The sequence below is a fragment of the Alteromonas sp. NFXS44 genome (genome assembly GCF_040148705.1).
Classification (GTDB): Bacteria; Pseudomonadota; Gammaproteobacteria; order Enterobacterales; family Alteromonadaceae; genus Alteromonas.
Window position 1 is genome coordinate 615,661 of record NZ_JAGDEA010000012.1, and the last position, 25,742, is coordinate 641,402.

The following is a 25,742-nucleotide window of genomic DNA, read 5'->3' on the forward strand; positions in this document are numbered from 1 at the left end:
GACTTGTCCATTATGCATACATTCAAGACGACTGGTCGACCACGGAAGTAAATTTCAACTAAAGTATAAAGCCGGTATAGAGTAATGACTCGTTTCCCCCTCTACCCATAGTCAGTTATCTAAGTTTGTGTATGAAAATATAGACACACTGGCAGGTAAAATTTTCCCACACGTACTCTCCTCTTTTTTATCACACTGGATTAAAAACCATAAAAAATCCTTTAAAAACAGCACAATGACATCACATTTAGTACAAAAGTATAATCTGGCACGCCACTGGCATTATTGTTTGCAACAGACAACGAACAGGAGAACAGAGTATGAAACGGATAATTCCCGCTTTGACAATGACAGTCATGACTGTGTTCCCAACGCCACTTCTTGCTGAAGGGATTTCAGCCTCGCCAACGCAATCTGCAACGGATGATGCAATTGCAGGCAAGGTAGAAGCGGCACTCTTGTTTAGTGGTCAATTCGATACGATGGATATTCGCACGGATGTGAGCAAGGGACAGGTTATTTTAACCGGCAAAGTTAACAGTGAAGTTAACAGGACTCTCGCACAGGAAGTTGCGGCGTCACTGGATGGCGTAGTATCAGTTGAAAACAAGTTGGATGTTGTAAAGCCTGCATTACTGGAGGGTGATCTTGTCACCTTGCTCCATGGAGTCAGGGATGCGCAAATGGTGTCGTTGATACGCACACAACTTTTGCTGGAATCCGGACTGTCAGGCGACGACATTGATGTCCAAGCTTTACGAGGGATTGTAACCCTTACCGGCAAGGTTGAATCGCTCACAGAGCGCGATTTGATCATAGCCATTGCAAAGAACACTGATGACGTTGTTGACGTTAAAAGTGAACTGTCTGTTGACAGTTAATCTCCCCTCCAGGCCTTTCCCGGCCTAACCAAAACCTCTGATTTTCTCCCGCCATTTGGCGGGAGCTTTTTTTGGTATCGGGAATACTACGCAGATATAGTTTTTCATGTCGAAAAACGCGTTAGCCAGTTCTATATTTAAAATCACAAAACAACAGAGTGCTTTCATTGTTTTGTTTCCATGTGTATTCCTAAATGTCTTTTGCCGGAACCTTCGTGTTCCGGCTTTTTTTTCATTCTATTTTATCGGTTGTACAGATACCCACCATTCGTAACAATGCGTTGTCTTTAAGAATTGTTCTCATTTAAAATGGTGGTGAATTAATAGAAGAGAAAATAAGTATGGAAAAAAGACAGCCAAGACAACCCGCCTGTCTCACAGTAAAAGACAATATTGCAATTACTCCTCATATGCGTCGTATCACCGTGACCGGCGATGCTCTGAAAGCTTATCCCGATATCGATACAACGGCATACGTTAAGTTACTTTTTGATTTTGATGGTAATCCCTTGTCAGTGCCACCGGCATCCTTACAAGATGCGCAGCTTCGCACGTATACCATCCGTCAACTGGATCGCAGCAACGGCACCATGGATATCGACATGGCGCTGCATGGTGAAGGTGTGGCAAGCGGCCCGGCTTCACACTGGGCAAAAAGTGCAGCACCCGGTGATCAAATCTGTGTGGGCGGACCGGGCAGCTCCAAAGGTCTGGCAGACAGCTTTGACTGGGTATTATTTGCTGGCGATATGACATCCCTCCCGGCCATTTCTACCTATCTGGAAAAACTGGGGCCGCAAACACAGGGCTATGCCGTCATCAAGGTTACCACCGCAGATGATATCCAGCCTCTGGAGAAACCTGCCGGCGTAAACGTAATTTGGGTAACCGGTGCAAACAGTCTTGCAGATGAAGTGGCAGCACTAAGCTGGCTTTCGGGTACACCGGCAGCCTGGGTAGCCTGTGAGTTCTCAGATATGCGGGCACTGCGCCAGTTGCTGGCAAAAGAAAGACGCATCCCCCACGACCAGCTGTATATCAGCAGTTACTGGCGTGAAGGCCGGTCTGAAGACCAGCATAAGGTGGATAAGCGCAAAGATATGGAAGAATACGAAGCCAGCGCTTAAGCAACCGTCAGGCTAACGATGATACTGTTCTTCCTCTGTATCGTTAGCCGCATGAATATGCCCTTTAATATCGACGAAGGGCATAGCATCTCCTGCACGCATATCCTCAAGATAATCTGTGAGATATAAAATCCCCGCCAGGTTGTGACACACCGTTACCGGTACAGCATTCAAATGAAAGTTAAAGCGGTTCAGCCACTCAGAAATCAACCGGCTGTCGCCATCTGACAACGCAAACAGTAAATGGTACAGACGTATTAAAGCGACCTGAACTTCACACTCCTGCGACGTTTCCTCAAACCCCACATACAAACTCTGATCCAGAGCCACTTCTGAAATACCCAGTAAATTCGCGGCTTCCAGACGTGTCATGCCCATAGATTCATAAGCCATTACATAGGCTTTCATCACTACTGCCGGTGACGTTCCCATTGCATGCATACCCGACACTCCTCATTTTTCACTGATATTAAACAGTGACTTGCGAGAAACGTTCCAGTTTATGGATTTTTTACTGTAAAGGGGGCTTTTAAAAGAAAAGAGAGAGGATTACAGCACAGAAGCGGGAAGATGAGCACAGAATGCCTGTTCTGATTGCGCTGACGTTGAAAAGCCCGCTTCTTCAAGCCAGGCCTTTGCTTCAGAATACGTTGTGAAAAAATCGTACTCAACGTCAAGGCTGTCATACATTCTGGTGAGCTGCATGCGCGCGGTAACGCTCACTGAGGATTCAGCGGTTACGATAGCCACTTTCTTCAAACCTAACGGCACAACCGCAGCTATCCGCACGCCAAGTACGCGCTCAGCATCGGGAATAAGCAGGCTTTCGCCACGCAGTATCACAATATCAGACCATGTGTCTGCTTTTAACAGCTGACGTTCAATCCGGTAAGCTTCACCAAATGCCACCACGCATTCAGCATTCCAGGGCCCGTATGCCTGAGTCAGCATGATGTTGCCTGATAATGCTATATCGAATTCGCCGTGAACAAACTTCATAATTTTTACTGAGGGTGATGAAAACGGCGGAATTATACCAGAAAACCGGTGGCACAGTAATCTGTGCCAGCCGGTTTATCCGGTCCGTGTCAGGCTGCAATGACGCTGGAAAGCGCCGAGAATGACGGTTGTGCTTGTATATCAAGGGGAAGACGTAACTCTCTGGCAATATCACTCACACTTATAATGCCACGAATCACGTGTTCCTTGCGGTCAATCACCAGACAATGCTGCTGGCCATTGTCTTTCAGTGTTTCGATAATATCTTCCACTGTCGCCTGCTGGATCTGTTCGTAATCGAATGACTGCAAGGCTGACTTCGGCTGCATAAAGTCCGCCGCGATAAGATCGCTGCGGGACGTGCCCAGGGCAACTTTCTGCATAATACGCTGCTCAGTAAGGTCAGCCAGTGTCACGATACCCGCGAACTGGTCGTTCTTATCCAACACAATTTTCATTTTCACATGGGACTGTTTCATCAGATGCTCCAGTTCCGTCGCTTTGGCATCGTAATCGATTACCAGCGGAACGTGCTCTTTGAAATCAGTAAAAACAGTACTCGCAGGTGATTGCAGGGTCAATCGGTTTTGCGCTGCTGGCCAGGCGAGTTTATCGACATTTTCGGTTTTGAATAAGGGTAATACGTGCATGATAATTTCCTTTGTTTATTTGATCATGGATGGCCCGCAATAGCGGGAACATAAACATCAGGAAAATACCGGTGGCCCTCTGATACTGTAGGCCTGAATGAGGCCCCGCAAAGGGATCAACCGGATATCTGCATATTCGCTGAACGGCTGTATGACGATGGCGTTATGAACAGCACTTAAAATACCGTTGCCACTGTCTGTTTCGGCATCGGTGACGGTATTCTTAGTAACTTCAGGCACCTGCCCGTCACTGGCTGACATGACTGCGGCTGATTTTGCGCCCATAGCAACATCACTGCTATCACCCAAAACGGGTAGCAGAGTCAGCAACCATAGTGCAACAGCCCAAAAACGCATCGTGTTCTCCATTGATGTGAGTCAAAAAATTACCGGCTCACACTATAAACATACGATGATTTTCAAAAATTCAAACTACACTTCAGCGCAATAATCGGATACTCATCGCGTTTCGGGAAAACATAACGCCGGTGAATAACCCTGATTTTTAGTCGGGTATTCGCTACCAAAGTACCATCCCGGTTACCACCATAAGTTAATTTTCTGTAAACAGCGTCTATTCTAACCTGTTAGAAAGCACAAAAACTGGATCCATACCGTGACTGAAAGAGCCTTTAAACGAAGCCTCATCGCACTGACCGTAAGCTCAGTTCTGCCCCTGACAGCACACGCGGCGGTAAACTGGGACGAGCAGGAATTGATCGAGGTGACAGGGCAAACTCCGCTGTCTGCTTACAACGGCGATAACTCACAGGTGAATGCCACCCTGGGCTCAAAAGATATTAATCTTGTCAACGGTGGTTCACTGGCAAGGTTACTGGACAGCGAACTGCTGTCGGTATCGATTAATGATGTGACAAACAACCCTTTTCAGCCCGATGTGCAATACCGTGGTTTTACCGCTTCGCCTTTACTCGGATTACCTCAGGGTCTGTCGGTGTATCTGAATGGTACCCGCTTTAACGAGCCTTTTGGCGATACAGTAAACTGGGATCTGGTCCCCATGACTGCGCTGGACAACGTGAGCATAGTCAGCGGTGCTAATCCGCTGTTCGGCCAGAACACGCTGGGGGGCGCATTGTCCCTGCGAAGTAAAACCGGCTTCAGCTTTACAGACAACAAACTCACCGTACAGGGCGGTAATTTCGGCCAGAAAGGCGCTACCGTTGAAAGTGGCGGCAATAATGGTGAGTGGGGCTATTACGTCAATGCCAGTTTCTATGAAGAAGATGGCTGGCGTGATTTCTCCCCCAGCGAAGTAAAGCAATTATTTGGTACGCTGAGCCGTCAGACCAAAGACAGCCGGACACAATTAACATTGTCTCTTGCCGACAACGACCTGATTGGTAACGGAGCGATCCCGGTAGATCTCATTCCTCATGAAGGCCGTGACGCCATTTACACCCGCCCCGACCAGACAATGACTAACCTGACCTTTGTCAGTCTGAATCACGAATGGGACCTCAGCGATTCCGTTGAGCTTGCCGTTAACGTTTATTACCGTGAAAACGAAATTGAAACCTACAACGGTGATGACAGTGATTATGAAGAGTGTGAAACCGAATTTGGCGAAACGCTCTGCGAGGAAGGTGACGAAGACGACGATGATGAGGCAGAAGAGGACGCCGTCGACGACGATGACGATGATGAAGAAGGTGATACGCCGGTTCAGTTCGTTGGTTATCTGCCGGAAGTGCCTCTGGAAGACATCAGCGATATAGACCCTGATGAACTGGACGGCACAGCCAATACATCTCTCACTCAAAATCGCAGTTACGGTGCCAGTTTTGAGCTGAGTGGCACCAAAGCCGGCGATAACATTCACAACTGGGTATTTGGTGGTGGTTTAGACAGAGCAAACATTGATTTTAACAGCCGCACTGAGTTTGCCATTCTGGCCAACGACACCGCTGAAGATACCCGTGGCGTAACAGGTATCGGTGTTTATGATGCCGGTTCTGAGGTTTTCCTGAGAACTGATGTCACCCACTATCATCTGCTGTTAAGCGATACCATTACCCTGACTGATGAATGGCAAGTGTGGGTTTCCGGCCGCTTCAACCGCTCTGAAATAAAGATGATGGATCAAATTGAAACCGGCGAAGGCTCACTGAACGGCGACCATACGTTTAACCGGTTTAATCCTTCCGTTGGCGTGCAGTACCACCGGGATGCCCTCACACTGACAGCCAGCTACAGTCAGTCATCACGTACACCAAGTCCGGCAGAACTGTCCTGCGCGGACGAAGACGATCCCTGTAAACTGCCTAACGGCTTTGTGGCCGATCCACCACTGGAACAGGTTGTCACAGATACTCTGGAGCTGCGCCTGGCATGGGCTGAAGATAACCTGGAACTGGCCGGTGCGGTTTACCACAGCGACTCTGAAGACGATATTATTTTCCAGCAAGCCGGTGACCGCCCTTCCGTGGGTTACTTTGTGAATGTGGACAATACCCGTCGTCAGGGTGCCGAAGTGGCAGGCCGCTATCACTTTGACACGCTGTCTCTGGGCGCCAGCGCGAGCTACCTGAGAGCCACTTTCGAGTCTGAGTTTACTTCTTTCAGTCCGCAAAACCCGCTGGGCGGCAATCGTCAGGTTCAGGCCGGTGACCGTATCCCGGGCCAGCCAGCTTTCCAGACAGGATTTGATGCAGACTGGCAGGCAATGGAAAACCTTACCCTGAGCGCTACCGTTAACTACACCGGCGGACAATACTTCCGCGGCGATGAAGCTAACGAAAACCGTAAGCCGGGCGGATACACGCTGGTTGATGTATCGGCTTCCTGGCAGTTGTCAGAGGCGCTGGAACTGGGCCTCCGGGTAGACAACGTGTTCGACAAAGAGTTTGAAACCTTCGGGACCTATGGCGAAGCCGGTGAAGTGCTTGAAGGCATTTATGACGATGTGGAATCCACAGAATTCGTTGGCGTCGGACAGCCCCGTACGTTCTCAGCTTTCGCCAGTTGGGTATTCTGACCTCAACTGTCATCAGCCAATACACAGACAGCCCCGGTAAATTTGTTCTACCGGGGCTTTTCACTCCTGAAGACAACCTGATAGAGTAATGGGCTTTGCCATTTTAAATTGTTATTTTTCATGTTGAAGCAACGGATTTACTCATCATTAATGCCACTGCTCGTGGCGGCAACCTTATCAGCCTGCAGTGCCACAACACCGCCCCCGGTATCCGGCTCTGCGACCATTACAGAAACAGCAGATTTCGCTGAAGTTAACCAGGCTGTAGAAACTCTGAATGCCCGCTACGGTGCGGCGAATGTACTGATTGTGTCGGATATTGATAATACCCTGCTGACCAGCGCCTCCGACCTGGGTGGCGATATCTGGTATCAGTGGCAACGGGGAAAGCTGGATGTAAAACCCACACCGGCCCAGAAAGTATCGTGTTTGTTTGAAGATACCATCGGCATGTTATATGAACTCAACCCGATGACAGTCACCGACCCGCTGGTACCCGAAATTGTGGCCAGCTGGCAGCTTGCGGGCAATACGGTGATGGCACTGACATCGCGGGATCCCCGCTACCGCTCAGCGACCGAACGGGAACTCAAAAGTAACGGTATTGAGCTTGGTCAGTCTGCTCTGACACTGGAAAGCGGCGTCATGCCGGAATACCGCCACCAGATGGACCGGGAGCTGACTTACAGTCAGGGCGTAATGATGACCACCGGCATGGACAAAGGCAAAATGCTGCACTGGCTTCTGGATAAAACCGGCAGACATTTCGATGCCGTGATTTTCATTGACGATTCACGCAAGAATATCGACAACATGTATACCGCCTGGAAAGACGGCAACACAGACATGGATATTTTTTATTACACCAGCGTTGAAGATGCCAGAATTGCCCGTCACGGTACCGTACTCACACACGCGCAGGCGGATAAAATGGCTGCAGACTACGATAAGCTGAATAAAACCCTGCTGGACGTGTTCCCCGGCCGTTCAGATGGTCTGTGTCTCACGGTGAACTGATGGCAATGCTGGAAATCACACCGTCCCTGCGCATCGATGAAGCCGAATTGGATATGACGGCTATCCGCGCGCAGGGCGCCGGAGGACAGAACGTCAATAAGGTGAGCAGCGCCATTCATTTACGTTTTGATGTAAATGCCTCCTCGCTGCCGGACAATATAAAGTCCCGTTTGTTGTCGGTGGCCGACACCCGGCTGACATCTGACGGCGTGTTTGTGATTAAGGCACAAAACTTCCGCACTCAGGAGCAAAACCGGCAGGACGCACAGGCACGTCTGATTGAGTGGATTGCTCAGGCAACAAAAGTGCAGAAGAAGCGCAGACCGACACGCATCGGCAAAGGCGTTAAACAGCGCCGTGAAACCTCTAAGAAACAACAAAGTGAGCGTAAACAGATGCGCAGGAAAGTGGACTTCTGATCCCCCTCCTCTGCTGCACAACTGTAATTAGCCGCACCCACAGGTAAAGATAAAGATTCCCCCTGTACGCCCGTTTCCGCCTGTGATTATCTTATTGTTTTGTGCCGGTATGGCACGGGTTCAACAACCGGAATATAACAATGAAAACACTTTTCCTCGCCGGAATACTGGCTGCAAGCCTGTGTTCTCCTGTATTCGCCGCAGACAAACCTGCTGAGGACACGAAGACGGAAGTCCCTGAACTGACGTCCTTTGTCACCAAACATAAAGGTAAGTTTAACGGCAAAACTGTCTCATACACTGCGACGGTGAGTAATATGCACCTGACTAACAAAGAGGGTGACGTGACCGGCGATGCAGTGACAACGTCCTATGTGGCAGAATCAGATGAAAACCGGCCGGTAACTTTTGTTTTTAACGGTGGTCCGGGCTCATCTTCAGTATGGTTGCACATGGGTATTTTCGGCCCTAAATATGTGGAAGTACCCAGCGATGCGCAGGATGCAGGCAATGCGCCTTACAAAATTCTTCACAACCCGTTAAGCCCGCTGGATAAAACCGATTTAGTGTTTATTGATCCCATAGGCACAGGCTTCAGCCAGCTCGCCGGAGAAGGCACGGCCAAAGATTTCTGGAGCATTGCTGCCGATGCTGAAAGCGTCAGTGCCGTGGTAAAGCAGTGGATCGCGAAAAACAACCGCTGGAATTCCCCTAAGTTTATCGCCGGTGAGAGTTACGGTACCACCCGTGCCGCCGCCATGCTGCCGTATCTTAACGACAGAAAAAGTCCCCTGCGTATCAACGGCCTGATTCTTATCAGCCAGGCACTGGATTACGCCGGCAGCACCCCTGAAGCCGATAACATGATTTCTTTTGTGACCTACCTGCCAACGATGGCAGCGACCGCCTGGTATCACGGGAAAATCGACAAGAACAGTATTTCACTGGAAAAGCTGGTGGAAGATGCAAAAGCGTTTGCCACTGATGAATACCTGCCGGCTCTGTTTAAAGGCTCAGCCCTGCCTGCTGCAGAATTCGATAAAATCGCAGCAAAACTTGCCTATTTTACCGGATTGAATGAGACGCTGATCAAGCGGGGTAACCTGCGTGTGGATGCAACCCGTCAGCGCAAATTGTTACTGGCAGACCAGGGCATCGCACTGGGCCGCAGTGACTCCCGCTACACCATTGATGAAATTGACGATCTGGACATCACGCCCAAGTATGACGCCTCAAGCACTGGTGTTTCCGGTGCCTACAATGCGGCACTCAGACACTATCTGATGAATGATTTAAAAGTGACCTGGGACAGAGACTACCTGGTCAGCAACCGTGATGTAGGCCGCAACTGGGTTTACTACCGCGATTCAGGCAGAGAACCTCATACAGTCAATACCTCTGCAGATCTGGCTGAGGGAATGCGGGTTAATCCGTCTATGAAAGTGATGCTGGCCAGTGGCTACTATGACTACGCTACGCCACTGTTTGACGGCGATTACACTTTCGGCCGTTACGGTATTGATAACAGTCGCGTTATCAAACACAACTACGAAGCGGGCCATATGATGTATCTGCACAAGCCGGACATGGATAAGCTGGCGAAAGATATCAGCGCTTTTTACGACGACATGAAAGGCAATCGCTAATCTAAACCTCGATTACCTGTATTTGTTGACTCAGATGCCCGGCGGATAACCGGCGGGCATCCCTGTCCGGTGTCACTGGCAGTGTTTACAAGCTCAGTTTTTCCAGTTAGCGGGAAGGTCCAGCTTACCCTCACCTATCATCACGTTAACCCTCTGCTCAAAGCGGTTGAGATATTGTTTCGTCACCGGCTTTGTGGCCAGCGCAGTGGCATACTGCCTGTAGTAACGCACCACATCCCCGGCTGAGGCCTGCCTTAAAGCAGGCACATCAAGGGTTTCGCATTTAAGGCGTTCAGCAAGAAAATCCGCCAGCGCATCCGCATCAAGAAATGACAACGCACTGCCGTGAGCGGCACTGTTTTGCTTTGGCGGCACATACAAAGACTGCAATTCAACCAGATCACCAAAAAAGGCCACATCCTGACAGCGTGCAGTTAATAATGGACGGAACAGCACATCAGTCTGATTACGCCGTTGCAGAACAGTAATTTTTGCTTGGATTTCGCCCATCAGCTCGAGCACATGCAAAGCCGCCCCTTCAGCAAATACGATTTCTTCTGCGCTTTTGTAGTATTTCAGCTGAGTCACGATATCTGCGCTCTCAGGCTTAAAAATAGTGAAGCCCTGCCGCGCCATGAATGCAGCAAGATAACCTTCTCCGGCAAATGCCCCTCTCATGAGGAATGATTCACGGCTGACGTATAACCGCTTTGGAAGAGAAGGATCCGCCGCCACCCCCGATGCTTTTTCACGAGCAGTTAAAAAAGACAAATATTCCGCTGAAACCGGGTTCCTTGCGCGGAAAAAACTCTGCTGGGGTGAGACCCACAGTGATTCCGTACGAATATTTTTACCGGGTAAGACGATATTTTTTTTACTTACTCCAAGATATTCGAGAATTTCGTAAAAACGGGGAGGCAACACCGCTTTTTTAATAAATGATTTTTGTCTGAACCTTTGCGGCAGGAAGATAACCGGCATGTCGCCGTAGCTTTGTCTTATCTGCTGTAGCGGTGCCAGACGATGAACCGACTCTGCCAGAAAATGCCCGAAGTTACTGAAAACCGGACCGCCGTAGAAGAACTCACCCTTCTTAACCGCGCATGTTTCAGGCTGAGCAACTAAAAACTCTCCGTCAGTCACGTTTTGAGGAACAGGATCCTCTGAGCGGGCATTGGAACACCGGAACTGGGCGGCGAATTGAGGTACTTCCTGCGCAGAGCGGATACCGCCTTTGACAATCCCCGGGTTGGATCCCGGGCCTTGTCTAATAATCTCTGCCCGTTTCACGCAAGCCAGCTTCCCTTTAACCGGTTTGATTCCGGCCAGGGCACTGCGTCCCGACAGTGCGTCTTTCAGGCGCTTAACCGTGCCGGCTGCAAGCATCTTTCCTGTTCCCAGTACATAATGAAAACCTTTAAGGCGAAACTGCGCTCTTAGCTGCGCGTCTCCTTCAACAGATTCCGCCGAAGAAATAACAGATGCGAGAGACCGGAAAAGACCGGGCTTGTCCTGCTTAAGTTGTTGCAGCATATCACTGACAGCAGAGTCGTTCTCTTGCTGATCCCGCACTGGTAAAGCTTCAATTTTTTCATGCGCCCCGGCCAACCATTCCCACTCATGTTCGCTGAGCAGCGAACTGAAATCAGAGGCGGTTGAAGAGAGCTGGCTTTTATAGTCTGCCAGCAGGTTGTCATCAATGAGCCGGTAACGTGATTTGCCATCACTGACTGACTGCAAATAAGCATCCAGTTCAGCCTGCACAGCAGAGATTGGAAACTGATTTAACCAGCGTTTTAATTCCAGTGCAGGATATGAGTATGAAGTATTAATCGCGCCCCGGCCTGTGTCTGCCGGCATATCAATATCCAGCACACCGAGTAAGTCCTGAATGATACTTCCGTTGTCTTCAGGCAACTTAAATGCGAAACAATGAAAACAGGACGGACTGACACGCTTCTGAAGACTCTGCAATCGCTGCCACTGGCCGAGATTCAATCTCCTGCCGGCGCTGAAGGGCTTCGTATTGCCGTGTCTTTTCACCGACTGATTATAAATTGAGAGCTGATACTCGATGGGATTACGAATAAAGCAAAGGATCTCAACATCGGGGAGCGCATCGACAATGTCTGTGGCAATCCGGAAAAAAGACTCTGAACTGAACAGTAATATTTGATGCTCAGGCGAAGCGTGAAATTTATTGATAACAGCTTTCAGTTTTTGCGCATCGAGCGCCAGTTTTCCGTGCTCATCAACTTTACAAACAACTCTGGCATTCCCTGAACTGATACCATTTCCGTCTATGTCGTGTTTCGGATAATCCACCCCGAGACGGGAAAGAATATCGCGACGGGAATGAAGAAAATGTTGGATCGCCGAACTTCCTGTTTTCGGAGGACCAATATGAAAAATAACGCGCTTACTCAATACTTCTGCTCTATCCGGTTTGAACGGCGCAATTTTAGCACATCCCTGTTTGAGGTGGATGCTCTGACTTCAAACATAATAAAAAAATGCCGGGTGGTTCACCCGGCATATCTCACTATCAATGCAGCTTCAACTTCGGCCCTACAAAGTTACTCACTTTACGGCCCAGTAAGGTCATTGTGCCTTTAAACCACCCGTGCACTGAATACTGATGCATGTTGTACAACGAGATATACACCAGCCGCGCCAGACGTCCTTCAATGAACATACTGGAGTTAACCAGTGCGCCCATCAAACTGCCCACAGTACTGTATTTACTGAGGTGTACCAGTGAACCATAGTCACGGTATTCGTAGCTTTTAAGCGGTGCGCCTTTAAAGATATTAATGATGTTGGCCGCCGCCACACTGGCCATCTGATGGGCTGACTGCGCACGTGGCGGTACCCAGGAACCATCTTTCTGTTTAAAGCCGCAGCAGTCGCCTATCACAAAAATATTGTTATCGACGGTGCTTTGCAGATATTCATTGACCAGAATCTGGTTGGCACGATTAGTTTCGAAAATATCCATCTCAACCAGGAAATCCGGCGCTTTAACCCCTGCTGACCACACCAGCAAATCGGCATCGATTTCTTTGCCGTCTTTGGTTTTAAAGCCATTTTCTGTGGCTTCAGACACCATGGCTCCTTCCAGTACGTCGATCCCTAAGTCTGTCAGCGCTTTTTTCGCTGACCCGGCAATACGTTCGGGCAATGCAGGTAAAATACGGGGGCCGGCTTCTAAAATAGACACTTTTAAACGTTCAGCAGACATCTCCGGCATGCCGTAAGCACGGGCAAGATTGGCCACATGGTGAAGTTGTGCCGCCAGCTCTGTGCCTGTGGCACCGCCACCGACAATGGCCACGTGAATAACTTCCTGATCAGTACAGGATTGATTCACTCTGAGCAGTTGATTGAGCAGTGCCTTGTGAAAGCGCTCGGCCTGCGACAGGGAGTCGAGGAAATAACAGTGGTCTGCCACACCCGGCGTGCCAAAATCATTACATACACTGCCCATGGAAAGTACGAGGTAATCATATTCGATGGTACGTTCCGGCAGAATTTGATGCCCGTCTTCGTCATAGAGAGGGTCTAACACAATGCGTTTGTTCTCTTTGTCGAGACGTTGCATATTACCAAGCTGGAATTGATACTTGTTGCGCACCGCATGCATACGGTAATCAACACCGTCTGAGTTTTTATCGATAACGCCCGCAGCGACTTCGTGAAGTAATGGCTTCCATACGTGGGTTTTACTGCGATCGACCAGAATCACCTCAGCTAACCCTTTCCGGCCCAGTTTTTTACTCAACCGGGTAACCAGCTCCAGGCCTCCTGCACCACCGCCTACAACGACGATCTTTTTCATAATGTTTCCTTAAAGCAATTTTTCCAGCTATTGAATGTCTTGATGACGGTGTCATCCAATAGCTCGAAAAACTGCAGGTGGCCGTGCTGTGGAGACTTTTGGCGCTTCTGGCTGAGGGGAGCGTTGATTTTCAGAACACGGCGTAAACCCATCCATGGGGCCTCGGCAGCCGCTTCCCTGCGGCTGACGGTTCTGAGAAATCAACGCTCCCCCCATCCGCGCGCCAAACGTACTTCGAATCAACGCCCTCCCCGGCCAGAAGCGCCAGATACCACCTTACATACGGCTGGAACTATTATTCCCAACGATAAACGAGACTAACAATATAGTTTCTCAGACGACCGGGAAAATAACGGTCACCGCTGAACGACGTGTAATCTGCCCGCTCTGCATATGCTTCATCAAACAGGTTATTAATACGGCCGTAAACCGTCAGTGCCGGATTAATGTCCCAGCTTGTCCGTAAATCCACCACATCATGGCCGTCATATTTATGTGCGTTTTCGGGGTCAGTGTAGTAACTGCCCATGTGTTGCCATGCCAGTTCCGCCGTAATGGTTTCTGTGGGTGTGTACCGCAATTGGGTATTCGCGACGTGGCGGGGAGCGGTATCCATATCATTGCCGCGAATATCAATATCACCGGAAAGTTCTGAATGGCGATAAGTGTGTTTGGCGACGGTTCCGGCCACAATCAACGCCCACTCGGGGTTCATTTGCCATTCCAGTTCTGCCTCTGCGCCCACGTGACGGCTTTTACCATTATTAACGTAATAATAATCACTGTCGCGATAGATAAAGTTGTCTTTATCCATGTGATATACGGCAATATTGTATCGCAGCGATTCGCCTTTTCCTTTAACGCCAAGCTCAATGTTGTCGGCCTCTTCAGGTTTCAGCTCAGCAACAGTTTGTGCGCGCTGAAGGCGATACAATTCAGTCGCCTGGGGAGCGCGGTAACCTCGCGAAATATTGGCGTAAACCAGTGTATTATCATCTATCGAATAGGCTGCACCGAGTTTCGGTGAGAAATTGCTGAACGTGTCTTCACGGCTTTCCGGGCGGGTATAACGACAGCCTCCCATCCCGCATGCTGTGCCGTCTTCACGCACCCTGCCGCTGTTCATGTTGTTGGTATAATCGTAGCGCATGTGCTCGTAACGGGCACCGGCCGACCATGCCCACCGGCCATATTCCCAGTTCACCATAGCGAAAGGTGCAACTACTGTAGCATCAACGCTGTAATCGTAGTGCTTACCCGACGGGATAGTTTCTATCAGAAACGCGGAGCCGGTTGTAGCGCCGTCCTGATATTGCAGTAAGTCACCTTCGGTGAATTCACCGTCAATACCGGTGCGCAGGGTTATATTGTCAGCAATCCCGTGCCGCCAGAGGGACTGTATACCGGCGCCGCGCTGGCTATTTTGTTCAACCGGCTGGCCTGGCAGGAAGTGCATGAGAAAATCCATGTCCTGGTCTCTCACAAACGGGGTCACAATGATGTCGTCACCATTGTCCAGTGACAAAGACACTTTCGACCACAGCCTTAACGATCGCGCATTGCGGTAAGCTTCGGGGTTTTCATTCCCTTGTGCCAGCGCCTTGTCTTTATAACTGTCTGTACCGCTGATATAGCCGGCGGTGTCCTGCTCCAGATTAGTATAGGTGAGACCGGAATTGACCGAAAAAGCTTTACCGTCATAGCGATGTCGTAAGTTTACTTTTTCCTGATCGACGCCTTCATCAACCCGGTATCCCGTATCACGGGTCACGCTGGCGTTGATGCCCGCCCCGGTGTTTCCGGCATCATAGCCGGAACGTAATTTATAACGGCTGTATCCGTAAGAGCCGTAATCAACACCCGCCATACCACCGCCACGGGTAGTATCAGGCGTGATCACGTTAATCACGCCATGTACGGCATTAGAGCCGTACAATACAGAACCCGGCCCTTTTAGTACTTCGATGCGCTGCGCCATTTCGCTGTGAGCTTCAAACAGCTCGTTAATGTTACAAAAGCCTGCTGCTCTTAACGGAATACCATCTTCAGCGGTAAGCAGTCCGCCACAGGCGCCCGCGCCTGAAAGTACCGGTGAACGTAATGCCGGCAGGTATTCCTGTCCGTTACCCCGTTGTAATTGCGCGCCGGCAATCTGGTTCAGGGCCTCTTCAATATGGGTGGCAGAAAGCAGTGTCAGAGCGTTTTCATCCACCGCACTGACGGAAAAAGGCTGTCTGAAGGCCGAGGTCTCTGTGCGTGTTGCCGTGGTGGTAATGCGTTCAATGGAAGACTCACTCTCCGCCGCGATTACCTGCGAGGCCGTAGCGGCAAGCAGTACGGCCTGAGCAAGCACGGTTAGCCGTGATGTGAAGGGATATCTTGCGGTCATAACTCTCTCGTACATGGTGTTCTGACACTATGAATCAGTCTCATAGTAGGTGGAAAAATTCAGCCGGAGAAGCCCGTCTCACGGGCACTTTATGGCATTTTGTCCTGCTACTTTGCAGTCCCCCCGGAAGCCACTGACATAACTACTACTTTGGATCTACTCCTTCGGATGCATTTCGCTGGCGGACTAAAGTGTAACGGATTCCACCCTATCGACGAGTTTCCAATTTTGCCCCTGACAACAATACTCGAAACATCAAAAAAAGTTCGCTGGCAACGAATCAGCGGACAATGGGCATGAGTAACCCGGGATCGATGTGAATTGTTGCTCCGCCTATACGAAAACTAAACAATCAGAAGATAGGTGAAACACATGAACAACAAGAACGTAAGCCTCAAGCCTCTTGCCTTAGCCGTATCCGCACTGGTTTGCTCAAGCGCAAACGCTGCCGTTACTTTGTACGACAACGAAGAAGTCGCCACCGTATCAGTAGACGCGTCTTTCAACACATTTTACGTGAACAGCAGCTCTGAAAGCGATGCTGCCGGTACTTCACGTGATCAGTCACGGGTCAAAATGGGCTTTCTGCCAAACTGGCTGGGCATGAACTTCAGCAAAGAAGTTAACGGTCTTAAAATCGGTGGCCGCTCATCTTTCTGGGTCACAATCAACGACAGTAACACAGGTGTTACCTCTACCGGTATCGATGTGCGCCAGTTCTACGCCACTTTAGGTTCAGACTGGGGTGAAGTGTTGCTGGGTAAAGATTTTACATTGTTTAACCGTAACAACATCTTCCTCGACGAAATCCTGCTTGGTTACGGCAACGTGAATGACACACTGGGCCTGATTGACGGACAGGGCGTGTCTTTCGGCAACATCGGCAGCGGTTATACCTATCCGATGCCGGCATCTCAAATTCGTTATACCTCACCCACTTTCGCAGGTGGCCTGCAAGTCGCCATCGCTGCAATCGATCCTTCACCGGTTAATGCCGCTGACGACCGTCAGGAATCAGCTCCGCGCATTGAAGCTCAGGCAACGTACAGCACTGACTTTGACGGCGGTAACGTGACAGCCTGGGTGGGCTTCCTGAATCAAACTTCAGAGTCAGACACCATGGGTGACATCGACTCTACAGGTACTTCTTACGGCGTCAAAGTAGGTCTGGGTGACTTTACTCTGCACGCATCAGGTTACACAGGGGAAGGCATCGGCATCCTGCTTGGCCCAACCGAAGCAGCGCTTGGCCTTGGCCCTGTGACCATGTACGACATGAATATGAATGAGCTGGACAGTTCGGGTTACCTCGTTCAGGGCTCTTACAAAATGGACGCGCACCGCTTTGTTGTGTCTTACGGCGAAAACGAAATCGAAAATGCCGACTATATTGGACATGAGGGGATGCAGGTTGCGTGGTTCTACAACTACAACAGCAACGTGACATTTGCCGTTGAATACGCCACCATCGAGTTTACCGGCATCTTAGGTGATGAAGAAGCCGACACTATCGCAATCGGCGGTATCGTGAATTTCTAAGCCCTTAGTTTCAATGCAAGAGAAACAAAGGACACGTATTTCCGGTCACCGGGACCGGAGCCGCGACAGCGCATTTTCTGTCTGCAGGCTGAATCCCGGTATCTGGCAACGCTTTTAAAATTGAAAACCGGAGTAATAACTATGATTTACGCAGCACCTGGACAACAAGACTCGGTTGTAACGTTTAAAGAACAGTATGGCAACTACATCGGCGGCGACTGGGTCGCGCCTGTAAAGGGCCAGTACTTCGATAACGTTTCACCGGTTAATAATGAAGTATTCTGTTCTATCCCGCGCTCTACCGCTGAAGATATCGAACTGGCGCTTGACGCCGCTCATAAAGCAAAAGCTGCCTGGGGTTCAACCTCAACGACTGAGCGCTCTAACCTGCTCCTGAAAATTGCAGACCGTATTGAAGCGAACCTGGAAAAGCTCGCAGTGGCTGAAACCTGGGATAACGGCAAGGCTGTACGCGAAACCCTGAATGCCGATATTCCTCTTTCTGCTGATCACTTCCGTTATTTTGCCGGCTGTGTACGTGCACAGGAAGGTTCAATCGGTGAAATCGACAACAATACTGTGGCTTATCACTTCCATGAACCTCTTGGCGTTGTAGGTCAAATCATTCCGTGGAACTTTCCGTTGCTGATGGCAGCATGGAAAATTGCACCGGCACTGGCTGCAGGTAACTGTATCGTTCTGAAACCTGCTGAGCAGACACCTGCTTCAATTCTGGTACTGATGGAAGTTATCGGTGACCTTCTGCCTCCCGGTGTACTGAACGTGGTTAACGGATACGGTGCTGAAGCGGGTCAGGCACTGGCAACCAGTAAGCGGATCGCAAAAATTGCTTTTACCGGTTCCACCCCGGTTGGTTCTCACATCCTGAAGTGTGCGGCGGAGAACATCATTCCTTCAACCGTAGAACTGGGTGGAAAGTCGCCTAACATCTATTTCAGCGATGTTATGAAGCACGAAGACGAATTCCTGAGCAAGTGTGTGGAAGGTATGGTCCTCGCCTTCTTCAACCAGGGTGAAGTATGTACCTGTCCTTCACGTGCCCTTATCCAGGAAGATATGTACGATGACTTTATCTCTCTGGTTATCGCCCGTACTCAGCAAATCAAGCGTGGCAATCCGTTGGATACAGAAACTCAGGTGGGTGCACAGGCATCTGCTGAGCAGTACGACAAAATCCTCGGCTATCTGGAAATTGGTAAGAAAGAAGGCGCGGAGGTACTTATCGGTGGCGGCCCTGCCAGCATTGAAGGCTTCAACAAAGGCTTCTATATCGAGCCTACGTTGTTGAAAGGTCATAATAAAATGCGTGTGTTCCAGGAAGAAATCTTCGGCCCTGTGGTTGGCGTAACAACCTTTAAAGATGAAGCCGAAGCTCTGGCCATTGCCAATGATACTGAGTTTGGTCTGGGTGCCGGTTTGTGGACCCGTGATATGAACCGTGCATATCGCATGGGTCGTGGTATTGAAGCTGGCCGGGTCTGGACCAACTGTTACCACCACTATCCTGCACATGCTGCATTCGGTGGCTACAAAAAATCTGGTGTAGGTCGTGAGAATCATAAAATGATGCTGGATCACTACCAACAGACTAAGAACTTACTGGTTAGCTACGACGTTAACCCGCTGGGCTTTTTCTAAAAGCGTTGCCTGAAAAGGCGTAAGTCCGGTACCCGTCGCTCTGGCGGGTACCTTTTTCAAAATCTGGTCTACGCTTTGTAAGGTATTCCAACCATTTACGACACGTAACCTATTCTATGACGTCACTGTTCAGAATCCTTATCACCGCCTGCTTTCTGCTGTTTTCCGGCCTCACTGTGGCCAAAGAGACGGTGCGCGTGGGGGTACTGCAATACGGAACGGTGAACTGGGAAATGCAGGCCATCAGCAACACCGGTTTGCAGAAAAAATATAATATTCAGGTAGAAGCTGTTCCTCTGGCATCTGCTCAGGCATTACTTGTTGCCCTTCAGGGTGGCAAAGTGGACGTTATCCTCAGTGACTGGCTATGGGTCGCCCGTCAAAAAAACCTCTCCCGCGACTACCGTTTCGCGCCCTGGTCAACTAATGGCGGGCAACTGGTGGTGCGTAACGATCGTAATATTCAAACCCTGAAAGACTTAAAAGGGAAAACCTTAGGCATTGCGGGTGGCAAAACCAACAAGAACTGGGTGTTGTACAAGGCATACATTCAGCAGGCCGCCGGCCTCGAGCTGGGTAAGGATATTAATGTAAAATTTGCTGCGCCCCCCATGTTAAACGCGCTGGTTCAGCAAGGTGAACTGGACGGCGTGATTAACTTCTGGCATTTCGCAGCGCAACTTAACGCGCAGGGCATGCATACTCTGCTCACCATGCAAACCCTGCTGAACAACAGTGGTATAAAAGCACCTGTACCGTTACTGGGCTGGGTATTTTCTGCAGCATGGGCCTCACAGCACAGCAAGGCAATTAATGACTTTCTCGCCATGTCGGCAGAAATCAGGCAACGCATGCAAACCGATGACAGTCTTTGGGCGACACTGCCGGCTTTTACGAAATATCCGGCTCCGGCGCAGCCCTGGCTGATGGAAGGATTCCGCTCCGGTGCGATGACAACAACGTCACCGGACACACAGGCATCGCTGAATGTGGTGTTCGAAATGCTTTCCCGCAATCAGGAAGAGAATGATGTCACCGGCCCGCTCAACGCATTGCCAGCAGACATTCTCTGGCAGCGACACTGACGTGCATTGTCTTCCTGAAGACACCGTACGCTGGTATCAACTGCCGTTTTTCAAACGGCTGACATCCGTTGTGCTTTTGCTTACCATCTGGCAACTCGCCGTTACCATTTTTACTCCAGCTTTGCTTCCGGCTCCCTCAGAGGTATTTATAAGACTGGCAGAAGAGTGGCAGGGAACCATGCCTCTGCATCTTTCACAAACCCTGATCAGGGTCGCCATCGCTTTCTCTGCCGCCATGATACTTGGCACTGCACTGGGTCTGGCGATGGGCCACAACCGCAAAGTGGACGCATGGACTGACAGCTTACTGACGCTGATGCTGAACGTACCTGCTCTGGTTACTATTATTCTGTGTTTTATCTGGTTTGGTCTGAACGAATCAGCCGCCATTATTGCAGTCATCCTCAATAAAGCCCCCAATGTTGCCGTCACGCTGCGGGAAGGCGCCCGGGCCATCGACCCGAAACTCATGGATGTTGCCCGGGTTTACCGTCTGGGGCGGCTGCGCACTTTCAGAAAAGTATATCTGCCTCAAATTACGCCATATCTGATTGCCGCAGCACGGGGCGGACTGGCGCTGGTTTGGAAAATTGTGCTGGTGGTTGAACTGATTGGCTGCAGTGATGGCGTCGGCTTTCAGTTATCCAGCTATTTTCAGCTATTCGATATCACAGCCATTCTGGCCTACACCCTTGCCTTCGTTACTGTGGTGTACGGGATTGAAGCCCTTGTCCTGCGCCCGCTGGAAAACCGGCTGTCGGGGTGGCGTAAATCATGAACATTCATATCCGCCACAAGGCATTTGCAGCAACAACACTGATTTCAGACCTGACTATTCATACCGGCGAAAATGAAATTGTTGCCCTGGTGGGGCCATCCGGAGCGGGGAAAAGCACCCTGTTAAACATTATTGCCGGTCTTGATAAAGACTTCAGCGGCGACATCATTTTTGATGATCAACGTCCGCCCGGACTCATGTTTCAGGAAGCCCGCCTGATGCCCTGGCTCACGGTGCTGGAAAACGTCACTCTGGTCGCGCCGCCTGACCACCCGGATCCCACCGGCGAAGCCTTGTCTTTACTCACACTCACCGGCCTCGAGTCACAGGCTGAGAAGTATCCGTCACAGCTCTCCGGCGGTATGAGCAAAAGACTGGCACTGGCACGGGCGATGATGTTCAAACCCGGTGTCCTGCTGATGGATGAACCCTTTTCGTCTCTTGACGCACCGGCTGCAGAAAGTTTGCGCCAGTGCGTGCTATCGCTGAAGGCGACTTCGCCTTTCAGCATTATTTATGTTACCCACGATTTGAAGGAGGCCGTTGCTATTGCCGATCGCGTACTGATTTTAGACGCGAATCCTATGACATTGAAACATCAGGAATTTATCACTCTGCCCCGCCCCAGGTATTTACATGACAAAGCCGTCAGCGATGTTTGTGAGCCTTTGTATCGTGCCTGGCCGGGACTGTTGTACGGGAATGCTGATGAACGCAAAACCATGTAAACCAACACATCATTGTTGTTAAGCAATTGTGAAACAGATATTATTCCTCCATACCTCTGGAGGACACATGAGTCGTCAACAAGCACAACTGGCTGTCGCGCAGGACATCGTCAGCGGTGTAGCCCGCGCCGGGAGTGAACAACAAGACCCGGTGAAAGCTGCCGCGGAGATTTACCGTGCACTTGCTCCCTGTGAGCCAACCTGTGTAGTTTTTTACTGCTGCACCCGCTATCCGCTGGAATTATTAGCGCGGGAGTTATCCCGTTATTTTCCGGACATTACGGTGATCGGCTGTACTTCTGCAGGTGAAATTACCCCGCTGGGCTACAAAAAGCACAGCATCAGTGCATTCGGGCTGAGTCAGTCCCTGTTTGCTGTGGAATCTGTGCTGATTGAAAATCTCGCTGCGTTTACCAAAAGCGATGCGGATACGCTGGTTGACGGTATGCTGAATAACCTGCGCAAAAAGGCTGTCACGTCTTCACCTATTGATAAACAATGTTTTGCACTGTCGCTGCTCGACGGTTTATCTGTGCGTGAGGAACTGGTGATTAATGCATTGAGCGAGAGCCTGCATGAAATCCCGCTGGTCGGTGGTTCCGCAGGAGACGATCAGCATTTTGTTGATACTCAGGTGTTTTATAACGGCAAGTTTTACAGCGACGCTGCAGTGTTTATGCTGGTGAATACGGCCTGCAATTTTGAAGTGTTCAGTCAGCATCACCTTGCTCCTATGCAGGAAAAGCTGGTTGTGACTCAGGTTTCGCCGGATTTACGGGTTGTGCAGGAATTTAATGCCGAACCCGCTGCACTGGAATACTGCCGTATTAACAATCTGAAGCTGGAAGATTTGAATTCCCGCACCTTTGCCATGTATCCGCTGGCAGTTCAGATTGGTGATCATCTGTATATCCGCAGCATTCAACAGGTAAATGATGATTTAAGCCTTACCTTCTTCTGCGCCATCGATGCCGGTGTTGTGCTTACCCAGATGACATCGCCGGGCTTGTTGTCGCATACATCAATGATTTTCAATTTACTGGAAGAATCAGTCGGTGAAATTCAGTTACTCATCGGTTTTGACTGTATTCACCGCCGGGCGGAAATCGACGAGTATCAACTTGAAGAAGATATGTCTGAACTGTACATGGAACACAATGTCATTGGCTTTAGCACTTACGGTGAACAAATCAACGGGTTACATCTGAACCATACCTTTACCGGTGTTGCTATAGGATATCCACGTGACCAGGCCAACCCAGACCTTACCCTCACATAGGCCTTATCCGGCAGTCAATAACGACGTCGCTTCAGACGAACTGGAGCGCCTGCGTTACGAAAATGAAAAGCTGACAAAAATAAACGCGGTGCTGATGCGCCGTGTTGAAATGGGATGGGGCAACCACAGCGATGCCTATCAGTCTTTCGAAGATGCCGCTCTGCTTGCTGACAAAGTCAAAGAACGGACATTTAAGTTACAGCAAACGCTGCACCGTCTGGAAGAATCGAACCAGCAGTTAGACCAGGCCCGTCATGACGCCGAATTAAGCCGGATTTCTTCTGATCAGGACCGCCAGCGTCTTACAGATGCCATAGAAAGTATCTCTGAATCCTTTGTTCTGTTTGATGCCGACCGCAAAATGGTACTGGTGAACAACCGCTGCCGTGAATTCTGGACCCGCTTTGGCATTGTTTTTGAGATTGGCGTTACCACCTTTCAGCAAATTACCGCTGCGTCACTGCCTCTGGTTGATCACAGCTGTAAAGTACAGAGAAAAGTCAGTGCGTTTCCTGAGTCCATTACCCAGACCATTTTCAAACTGAAAGACGGCACATGGATCCAGATGTCTGAGCGGAAGACCGCTGAGAACGGCCTGGTGGTGGTATACACCGATATCACCAACATCAAAAAGACAGAAGAGTTACGTTATCAGACGGCCATGGCAGAGCAGGCACAGTTGCTGAAGTCGACGCTGGAAAACATGACAGAAGCGGTGGCCCTGATCAACGAAAACAACGAGCTGGAAACATGGAATCAGCAGTTCCTGGAGTTCGCCGGTCTGAAAGAAGCCGACGTAAAACGGGGTGTAAAGTACAACCAGCTGCTGGCGAACAGCGCTCTGCGTGAAGTACCCGCCTTGCCCATGGACGAATGCCTGAATGATGATGGCTTTGGTGAAACAGAAGTGGTGCTGGAAAGCGGTATTGTGCTGTTGTTTAAAAGCCATCTTATTCCTTCCGGCGGCATGCTGAACACTTTTACCGACATCACTGAACGCAGTCATCATCAACGCGCGCTGCAGGAAAGTGAGCAACGCATCCGTCTGATTACCGATGCTATGCCGGCGCTGATTTCTTACGTCAATAAAGACATGTGCTATGAATTCGTGAACCGGGAGTTTGAAAAGTGGTATCACCGCTCCCGTTCAGAAATCATCAGCCACCATCTGCGAAATGTACTGGGTGAACAAACGTTCAGTAACCTGCAAATATATATTGAACGGGCAATGCTCGGGCAATCAGTCAATTTTGAGGTTGAAACCACAATGGATAACGGCAACAGCCGGATTTCCAACAAGACCTACATTCCTCACTTCGATCAGGAGCGCAATGTAGTCGGCTTCTTCGCGCTGGAGCAGGACGTTACCGAGCAGCGGCGCACCGCCAAGGCGCTTAAGCATGCTTACGATTACATGGAACAGCGTGTAAACCAGCGTACCAAGAAGATTTCCGAGATAAATGCCCAGTTGCGCAAAGAAATTGAAGACCGTCAGCTGGCGCAAATCCACTTGCTGGAAGCCAAGCGGGAAGCAGAGCACGCTAACGAATCAAAAAGTAAATTCCTCGCTGCAACCAGCCACGACCTGTTGCAGCCAATGAATTCAGCCCGTTTATTTGTCAGTGCGCTGGCAGAGCAGACGCTGCAACCGGAAGCACAGAAACTGACCAGTTCACTGAGCTATTCGCTGGAGAATCTGGAGTCGCTGATCACGGCACTTGTGGATATTTCCAAGCTGGAGGCCGGTTTGATTGAGCCGGTGCTGGATGACTTTGCTGTTGAAGATCTCATGAGCAACCTTGAGAATGAATTCCGTCAACAGGCAGAAGCCAGAGGCCTGAAATTCCGTTTCCGCAACTCCTCCCGTGTAGTGAACTCGGATGGCTATCTGCTCGCCCGAATTCTTCGCAACCTGCTCAGTAACGCTATCCGGTATACCAATGAAGGCGCAATCCTTTTAGGTGCCCGCAGACGGGCACATGGTCTGGAAATTCAGGTGTGTGATACCGGGATCGGCATTCCCGAAGATAAACTGAGTGATATCTTCCAGGAATTTAACCGTGTTGAAGCGAAGAAACGGCGTCATGACCAGGGACTGGGCTTAGGTCTGGCTATTGTGGATAAACTTTCCACCGTGATGAACCATAAAATCCATGTGACGTCCGTTGAAGGGAAAGGCTCCTGCTTTACCGTTACCCTGCCCTACGGCACACAACGATTAACGTCTGACTTGCCCCGTAAATCCGCCGTACAGGACAGATTTAACAGTCATCTTGAAGGCGCAAACCTGCTTATTATTGATAACGATGAAGCCATTTGCGCCGGTATGGAAGAGTTGCTGGGCGGCTGGGGAATTCAGGTGACCAGCGTGCAGACACTGGAAGATTTGGGTAAAGAGGACTGGCTGAAAGACTTACAACCCGACATCATAGTCGCTGACTACCACCTTGATGACGGTGACACCGGTTTTGATGCCCTTGAAATCGTTGAGCGGGAACTGGGAACCGGCACACCGGTGATTATGATCACAGCGAACTACACCAATGAATTACGCCAGTCTGTGCGGGCAAAAGGCTACTCACTGCTGAATAAGCCAGTGAAACCCCATAAAATGAAACTGGCCTTGAGCAACCTGATGTCGAAGAAGGCCGGGGAATAATACCGGCCCGAATTAAAATCAACAGATGAAGTCGTGGTAACGCGCTGACTT

20 protein-coding genes are annotated in these 25,742 nt (G+C 50.0%); 13 read left to right on the forward strand and 7 right to left on the reverse strand.

What is annotated here, in order from left to right; all coding sequences use genetic code 11:
* Positions 1-320: 320 nt before the first annotated feature.
* Together J3369_RS19820 and J3369_RS19825 are read left to right on the forward strand one after the other, a co-directional pair.
* Positions 321-881 (forward strand): BON domain-containing protein, encoded by a 561-nt coding sequence (locus tag J3369_RS19820; RefSeq protein ID WP_349590203.1) that lies wholly within the window; start codon positions 321-323, stop codon positions 879-881.
* Positions 882-1,222: 341 nt separating this feature from the next.
* Positions 1,223-2,008: a siderophore-interacting protein gene (locus J3369_RS19825; RefSeq protein ID WP_349590206.1), complete on the forward strand. Its 786-nt coding sequence runs from the start codon at positions 1,223-1,225 to the stop codon at positions 2,006-2,008.
* 12 nt (positions 2,009-2,020) lie between these two features.
* On the opposite strand, the gene J3369_RS19830 is transcribed toward J3369_RS19825, so the two are convergent.
* From J3369_RS19830 to J3369_RS19845, 4 genes are all read right to left on the reverse strand, one after another.
* Positions 2,021-2,449 carry a hypothetical protein gene (locus J3369_RS19830; RefSeq protein ID WP_119502924.1) on the reverse strand — a complete coding sequence of 143 codons (429 nt, stop codon included), beginning with the start codon at positions 2,447-2,449 and terminating at the stop codon, positions 2,021-2,023.
* Between the two features lie 108 nt (positions 2,450-2,557).
* Entirely contained in the window at positions 2,558-3,007 is a 450-nt protein-coding gene (locus tag J3369_RS19835) for a hypothetical protein (protein WP_119502925.1), read from the reverse strand.
* Between the two features lie 89 nt (positions 3,008-3,096).
* Positions 3,097-3,657, reverse strand: a complete 561-nt coding sequence (locus J3369_RS19840) for a CBS domain-containing protein (protein ID WP_303572203.1) — start codon at positions 3,655-3,657, stop codon at positions 3,097-3,099.
* Between the two features lie 57 nt (positions 3,658-3,714).
* Positions 3,715-4,014 carry a hypothetical protein gene (locus tag J3369_RS19845; protein WP_303572204.1) on the reverse strand — a complete coding sequence of 100 codons (300 nt, stop codon included), beginning with the start codon at positions 4,012-4,014 and terminating at the stop codon, positions 3,715-3,717.
* A 259-nt stretch (positions 4,015-4,273) separates the two neighbouring features.
* Between J3369_RS19845 and J3369_RS19850 the strand changes: the two genes are divergently transcribed.
* The 4 genes from J3369_RS19850 (at position 4,274) to J3369_RS19865 (ending at position 9,737) form a co-directional block, all read left to right on the forward strand.
* On the forward strand, positions 4,274-6,655 hold the full coding sequence (locus tag J3369_RS19850; RefSeq protein WP_349590210.1) for a TonB-dependent receptor: 2,382 nt from the start codon (positions 4,274-4,276) through the stop codon (positions 6,653-6,655).
* A gap of 150 nt (positions 6,656-6,805) precedes the next feature.
* On the forward strand, positions 6,806-7,672 hold the full coding sequence (locus J3369_RS19855) for a DUF2608 domain-containing protein (protein ID WP_349590213.1): 867 nt from the start codon (positions 6,806-6,808) through the stop codon (positions 7,670-7,672).
* A 5-nt stretch (positions 7,673-7,677) separates the two neighbouring features.
* Positions 7,678-8,091, forward strand: coding sequence for an alternative ribosome rescue aminoacyl-tRNA hydrolase ArfB (gene arfB, locus J3369_RS19860; protein WP_349591098.1), 414 nt, complete (start codon positions 7,678-7,680; stop codon positions 8,089-8,091).
* 140 nt (positions 8,092-8,231) lie between these two features.
* The gene (locus J3369_RS19865; protein ID WP_349590216.1) at positions 8,232-9,737 is read left to right on the forward strand and encodes a S10 family peptidase; all 1,506 of its coding nucleotides are present in this window, start codon (positions 8,232-8,234) and stop codon (positions 9,735-9,737) included.
* Positions 9,738-9,830: 93 nt separating this feature from the next.
* Here J3369_RS19865 and J3369_RS19870 read toward each other — a convergent pair whose 3' ends face one another.
* The 3 genes from J3369_RS19870 to J3369_RS19880 form a co-directional block, all read right to left on the reverse strand.
* Positions 9,831-12,164: a glycosyltransferase family 61 protein gene (locus J3369_RS19870; protein WP_349590219.1), complete on the reverse strand. Its 2,334-nt coding sequence runs from the start codon at positions 12,162-12,164 to the stop codon at positions 9,831-9,833.
* Positions 12,165-12,282: 118 nt separating this feature from the next.
* Complete coding sequence (locus tag J3369_RS19875; protein WP_349590221.1) at positions 12,283-13,575, reverse strand: NAD(P)/FAD-dependent oxidoreductase; 1,293 nt, start codon at positions 13,573-13,575, stop codon at positions 12,283-12,285.
* Positions 13,576-13,870: 295 nt separating this feature from the next.
* Entirely contained in the window at positions 13,871-15,964 is a 2,094-nt protein-coding gene (locus J3369_RS19880; protein WP_349590224.1) for a TonB-dependent receptor, read from the reverse strand.
* Between the two features lie 372 nt (positions 15,965-16,336).
* Between J3369_RS19880 and J3369_RS19885 the strand changes: the two genes are divergently transcribed.
* The 7 genes from J3369_RS19885 (at position 16,337) to J3369_RS19915 (ending at position 25,691) form a co-directional block, all read left to right on the forward strand.
* Positions 16,337-17,503, forward strand: a complete 1,167-nt coding sequence (locus J3369_RS19885; protein ID WP_349590226.1) for a porin — start codon at positions 16,337-16,339, stop codon at positions 17,501-17,503.
* 141 nt (positions 17,504-17,644) lie between these two features.
* The gene (gene exaC, locus J3369_RS19890) at positions 17,645-19,162 is read left to right on the forward strand and encodes an acetaldehyde dehydrogenase ExaC (RefSeq protein ID WP_119502934.1); all 1,518 of its coding nucleotides are present in this window, start codon (positions 17,645-17,647) and stop codon (positions 19,160-19,162) included.
* A gap of 116 nt (positions 19,163-19,278) precedes the next feature.
* A complete protein-coding gene (locus J3369_RS19895; protein WP_349590229.1) occupies positions 19,279-20,247 on the forward strand; it encodes an ABC transporter substrate-binding protein in 969 nt (322 codons plus the stop codon).
* Positions 20,189-21,025 carry an ABC transporter permease gene (locus J3369_RS19900; protein WP_303572213.1) on the forward strand — a complete coding sequence of 279 codons (837 nt, stop codon included), beginning with the start codon at positions 20,189-20,191 and terminating at the stop codon, positions 21,023-21,025. Before J3369_RS19895 ends, J3369_RS19900 begins: the two co-directional genes overlap by 59 nt.
* Complete coding sequence (locus tag J3369_RS19905; RefSeq protein ID WP_349590231.1) at positions 21,022-21,753, forward strand: ABC transporter ATP-binding protein; 732 nt, start codon at positions 21,022-21,024, stop codon at positions 21,751-21,753. The genes J3369_RS19900 and J3369_RS19905 overlap by 4 nt, the downstream gene beginning before the upstream one ends.
* 67 nt (positions 21,754-21,820) lie before the next feature.
* A complete protein-coding gene (gene nosP, locus J3369_RS19910; protein ID WP_303572215.1) occupies positions 21,821-23,032 on the forward strand; it encodes a nitric oxide-sensing protein NosP in 1,212 nt (403 codons plus the stop codon).
* Positions 22,998-25,691, forward strand: coding sequence for a hybrid sensor histidine kinase/response regulator (locus J3369_RS19915; RefSeq protein ID WP_349590234.1), 2,694 nt, complete (start codon positions 22,998-23,000; stop codon positions 25,689-25,691). Before nosP ends, J3369_RS19915 begins: the two co-directional genes overlap by 35 nt.
* Positions 25,692-25,742: the final 51 nt, after the last annotated feature.

Bases quoted from the DNA above. Each gene is read 5' to 3' on its own strand.
- J3369_RS19820 (WP_349590203.1), top strand. From the start codon at position 321: ATGAAACGGATAATTCCCGCTTTGACAATGACAGTCATGACTGTGTTC.
- J3369_RS19825 (WP_349590206.1), top strand. From the start codon at position 1,223: ATGGAAAAAAGACAGCCAAGACAACCCGCCTGTCTCACAGTAAAAGAC.
- J3369_RS19830 (WP_119502924.1), bottom strand. From the start codon at position 2,449: ATGCATGCAATGGGAACGTCACCGGCAGTAGTGATGAAAGCCTATGTA.
- J3369_RS19835 (WP_119502925.1), bottom strand. From the start codon at position 3,007: ATGAAGTTTGTTCACGGCGAATTCGATATAGCATTATCAGGCAACATC.
- J3369_RS19840 (WP_303572203.1), bottom strand. From the start codon at position 3,657: ATGCACGTATTACCCTTATTCAAAACCGAAAATGTCGATAAACTCGCC.
- J3369_RS19845 (WP_303572204.1), bottom strand. From the start codon at position 4,014: ATGCGTTTTTGGGCTGTTGCACTATGGTTGCTGACTCTGCTACCCGTT.
- J3369_RS19855 (WP_349590213.1), top strand. From the start codon at position 6,806: ATGCCACTGCTCGTGGCGGCAACCTTATCAGCCTGCAGTGCCACAACA.
- arfB (WP_349591098.1), top strand. From the start codon at position 7,678: ATGCTGGAAATCACACCGTCCCTGCGCATCGATGAAGCCGAATTGGAT.
- J3369_RS19865 (WP_349590216.1), top strand. From the start codon at position 8,232: ATGAAAACACTTTTCCTCGCCGGAATACTGGCTGCAAGCCTGTGTTCT.
- J3369_RS19875 (WP_349590221.1), bottom strand. From the start codon at position 13,575: ATGAAAAAGATCGTCGTTGTAGGCGGTGGTGCAGGAGGCCTGGAGCTG.
- J3369_RS19880 (WP_349590224.1), bottom strand. From the start codon at position 15,964: ATGACCGCAAGATATCCCTTCACATCACGGCTAACCGTGCTTGCTCAG.
- J3369_RS19885 (WP_349590226.1), top strand. From the start codon at position 16,337: ATGAACAACAAGAACGTAAGCCTCAAGCCTCTTGCCTTAGCCGTATCC.
- exaC (WP_119502934.1), top strand. From the start codon at position 17,645: ATGATTTACGCAGCACCTGGACAACAAGACTCGGTTGTAACGTTTAAA.
- J3369_RS19895 (WP_349590229.1), top strand. From the start codon at position 19,279: ATGACGTCACTGTTCAGAATCCTTATCACCGCCTGCTTTCTGCTGTTT.
- J3369_RS19900 (WP_303572213.1), top strand. From the start codon at position 20,189: ATGATGTCACCGGCCCGCTCAACGCATTGCCAGCAGACATTCTCTGGC.
- J3369_RS19905 (WP_349590231.1), top strand. From the start codon at position 21,022: ATGAACATTCATATCCGCCACAAGGCATTTGCAGCAACAACACTGATT.
- nosP (WP_303572215.1), top strand. From the start codon at position 21,821: ATGAGTCGTCAACAAGCACAACTGGCTGTCGCGCAGGACATCGTCAGC.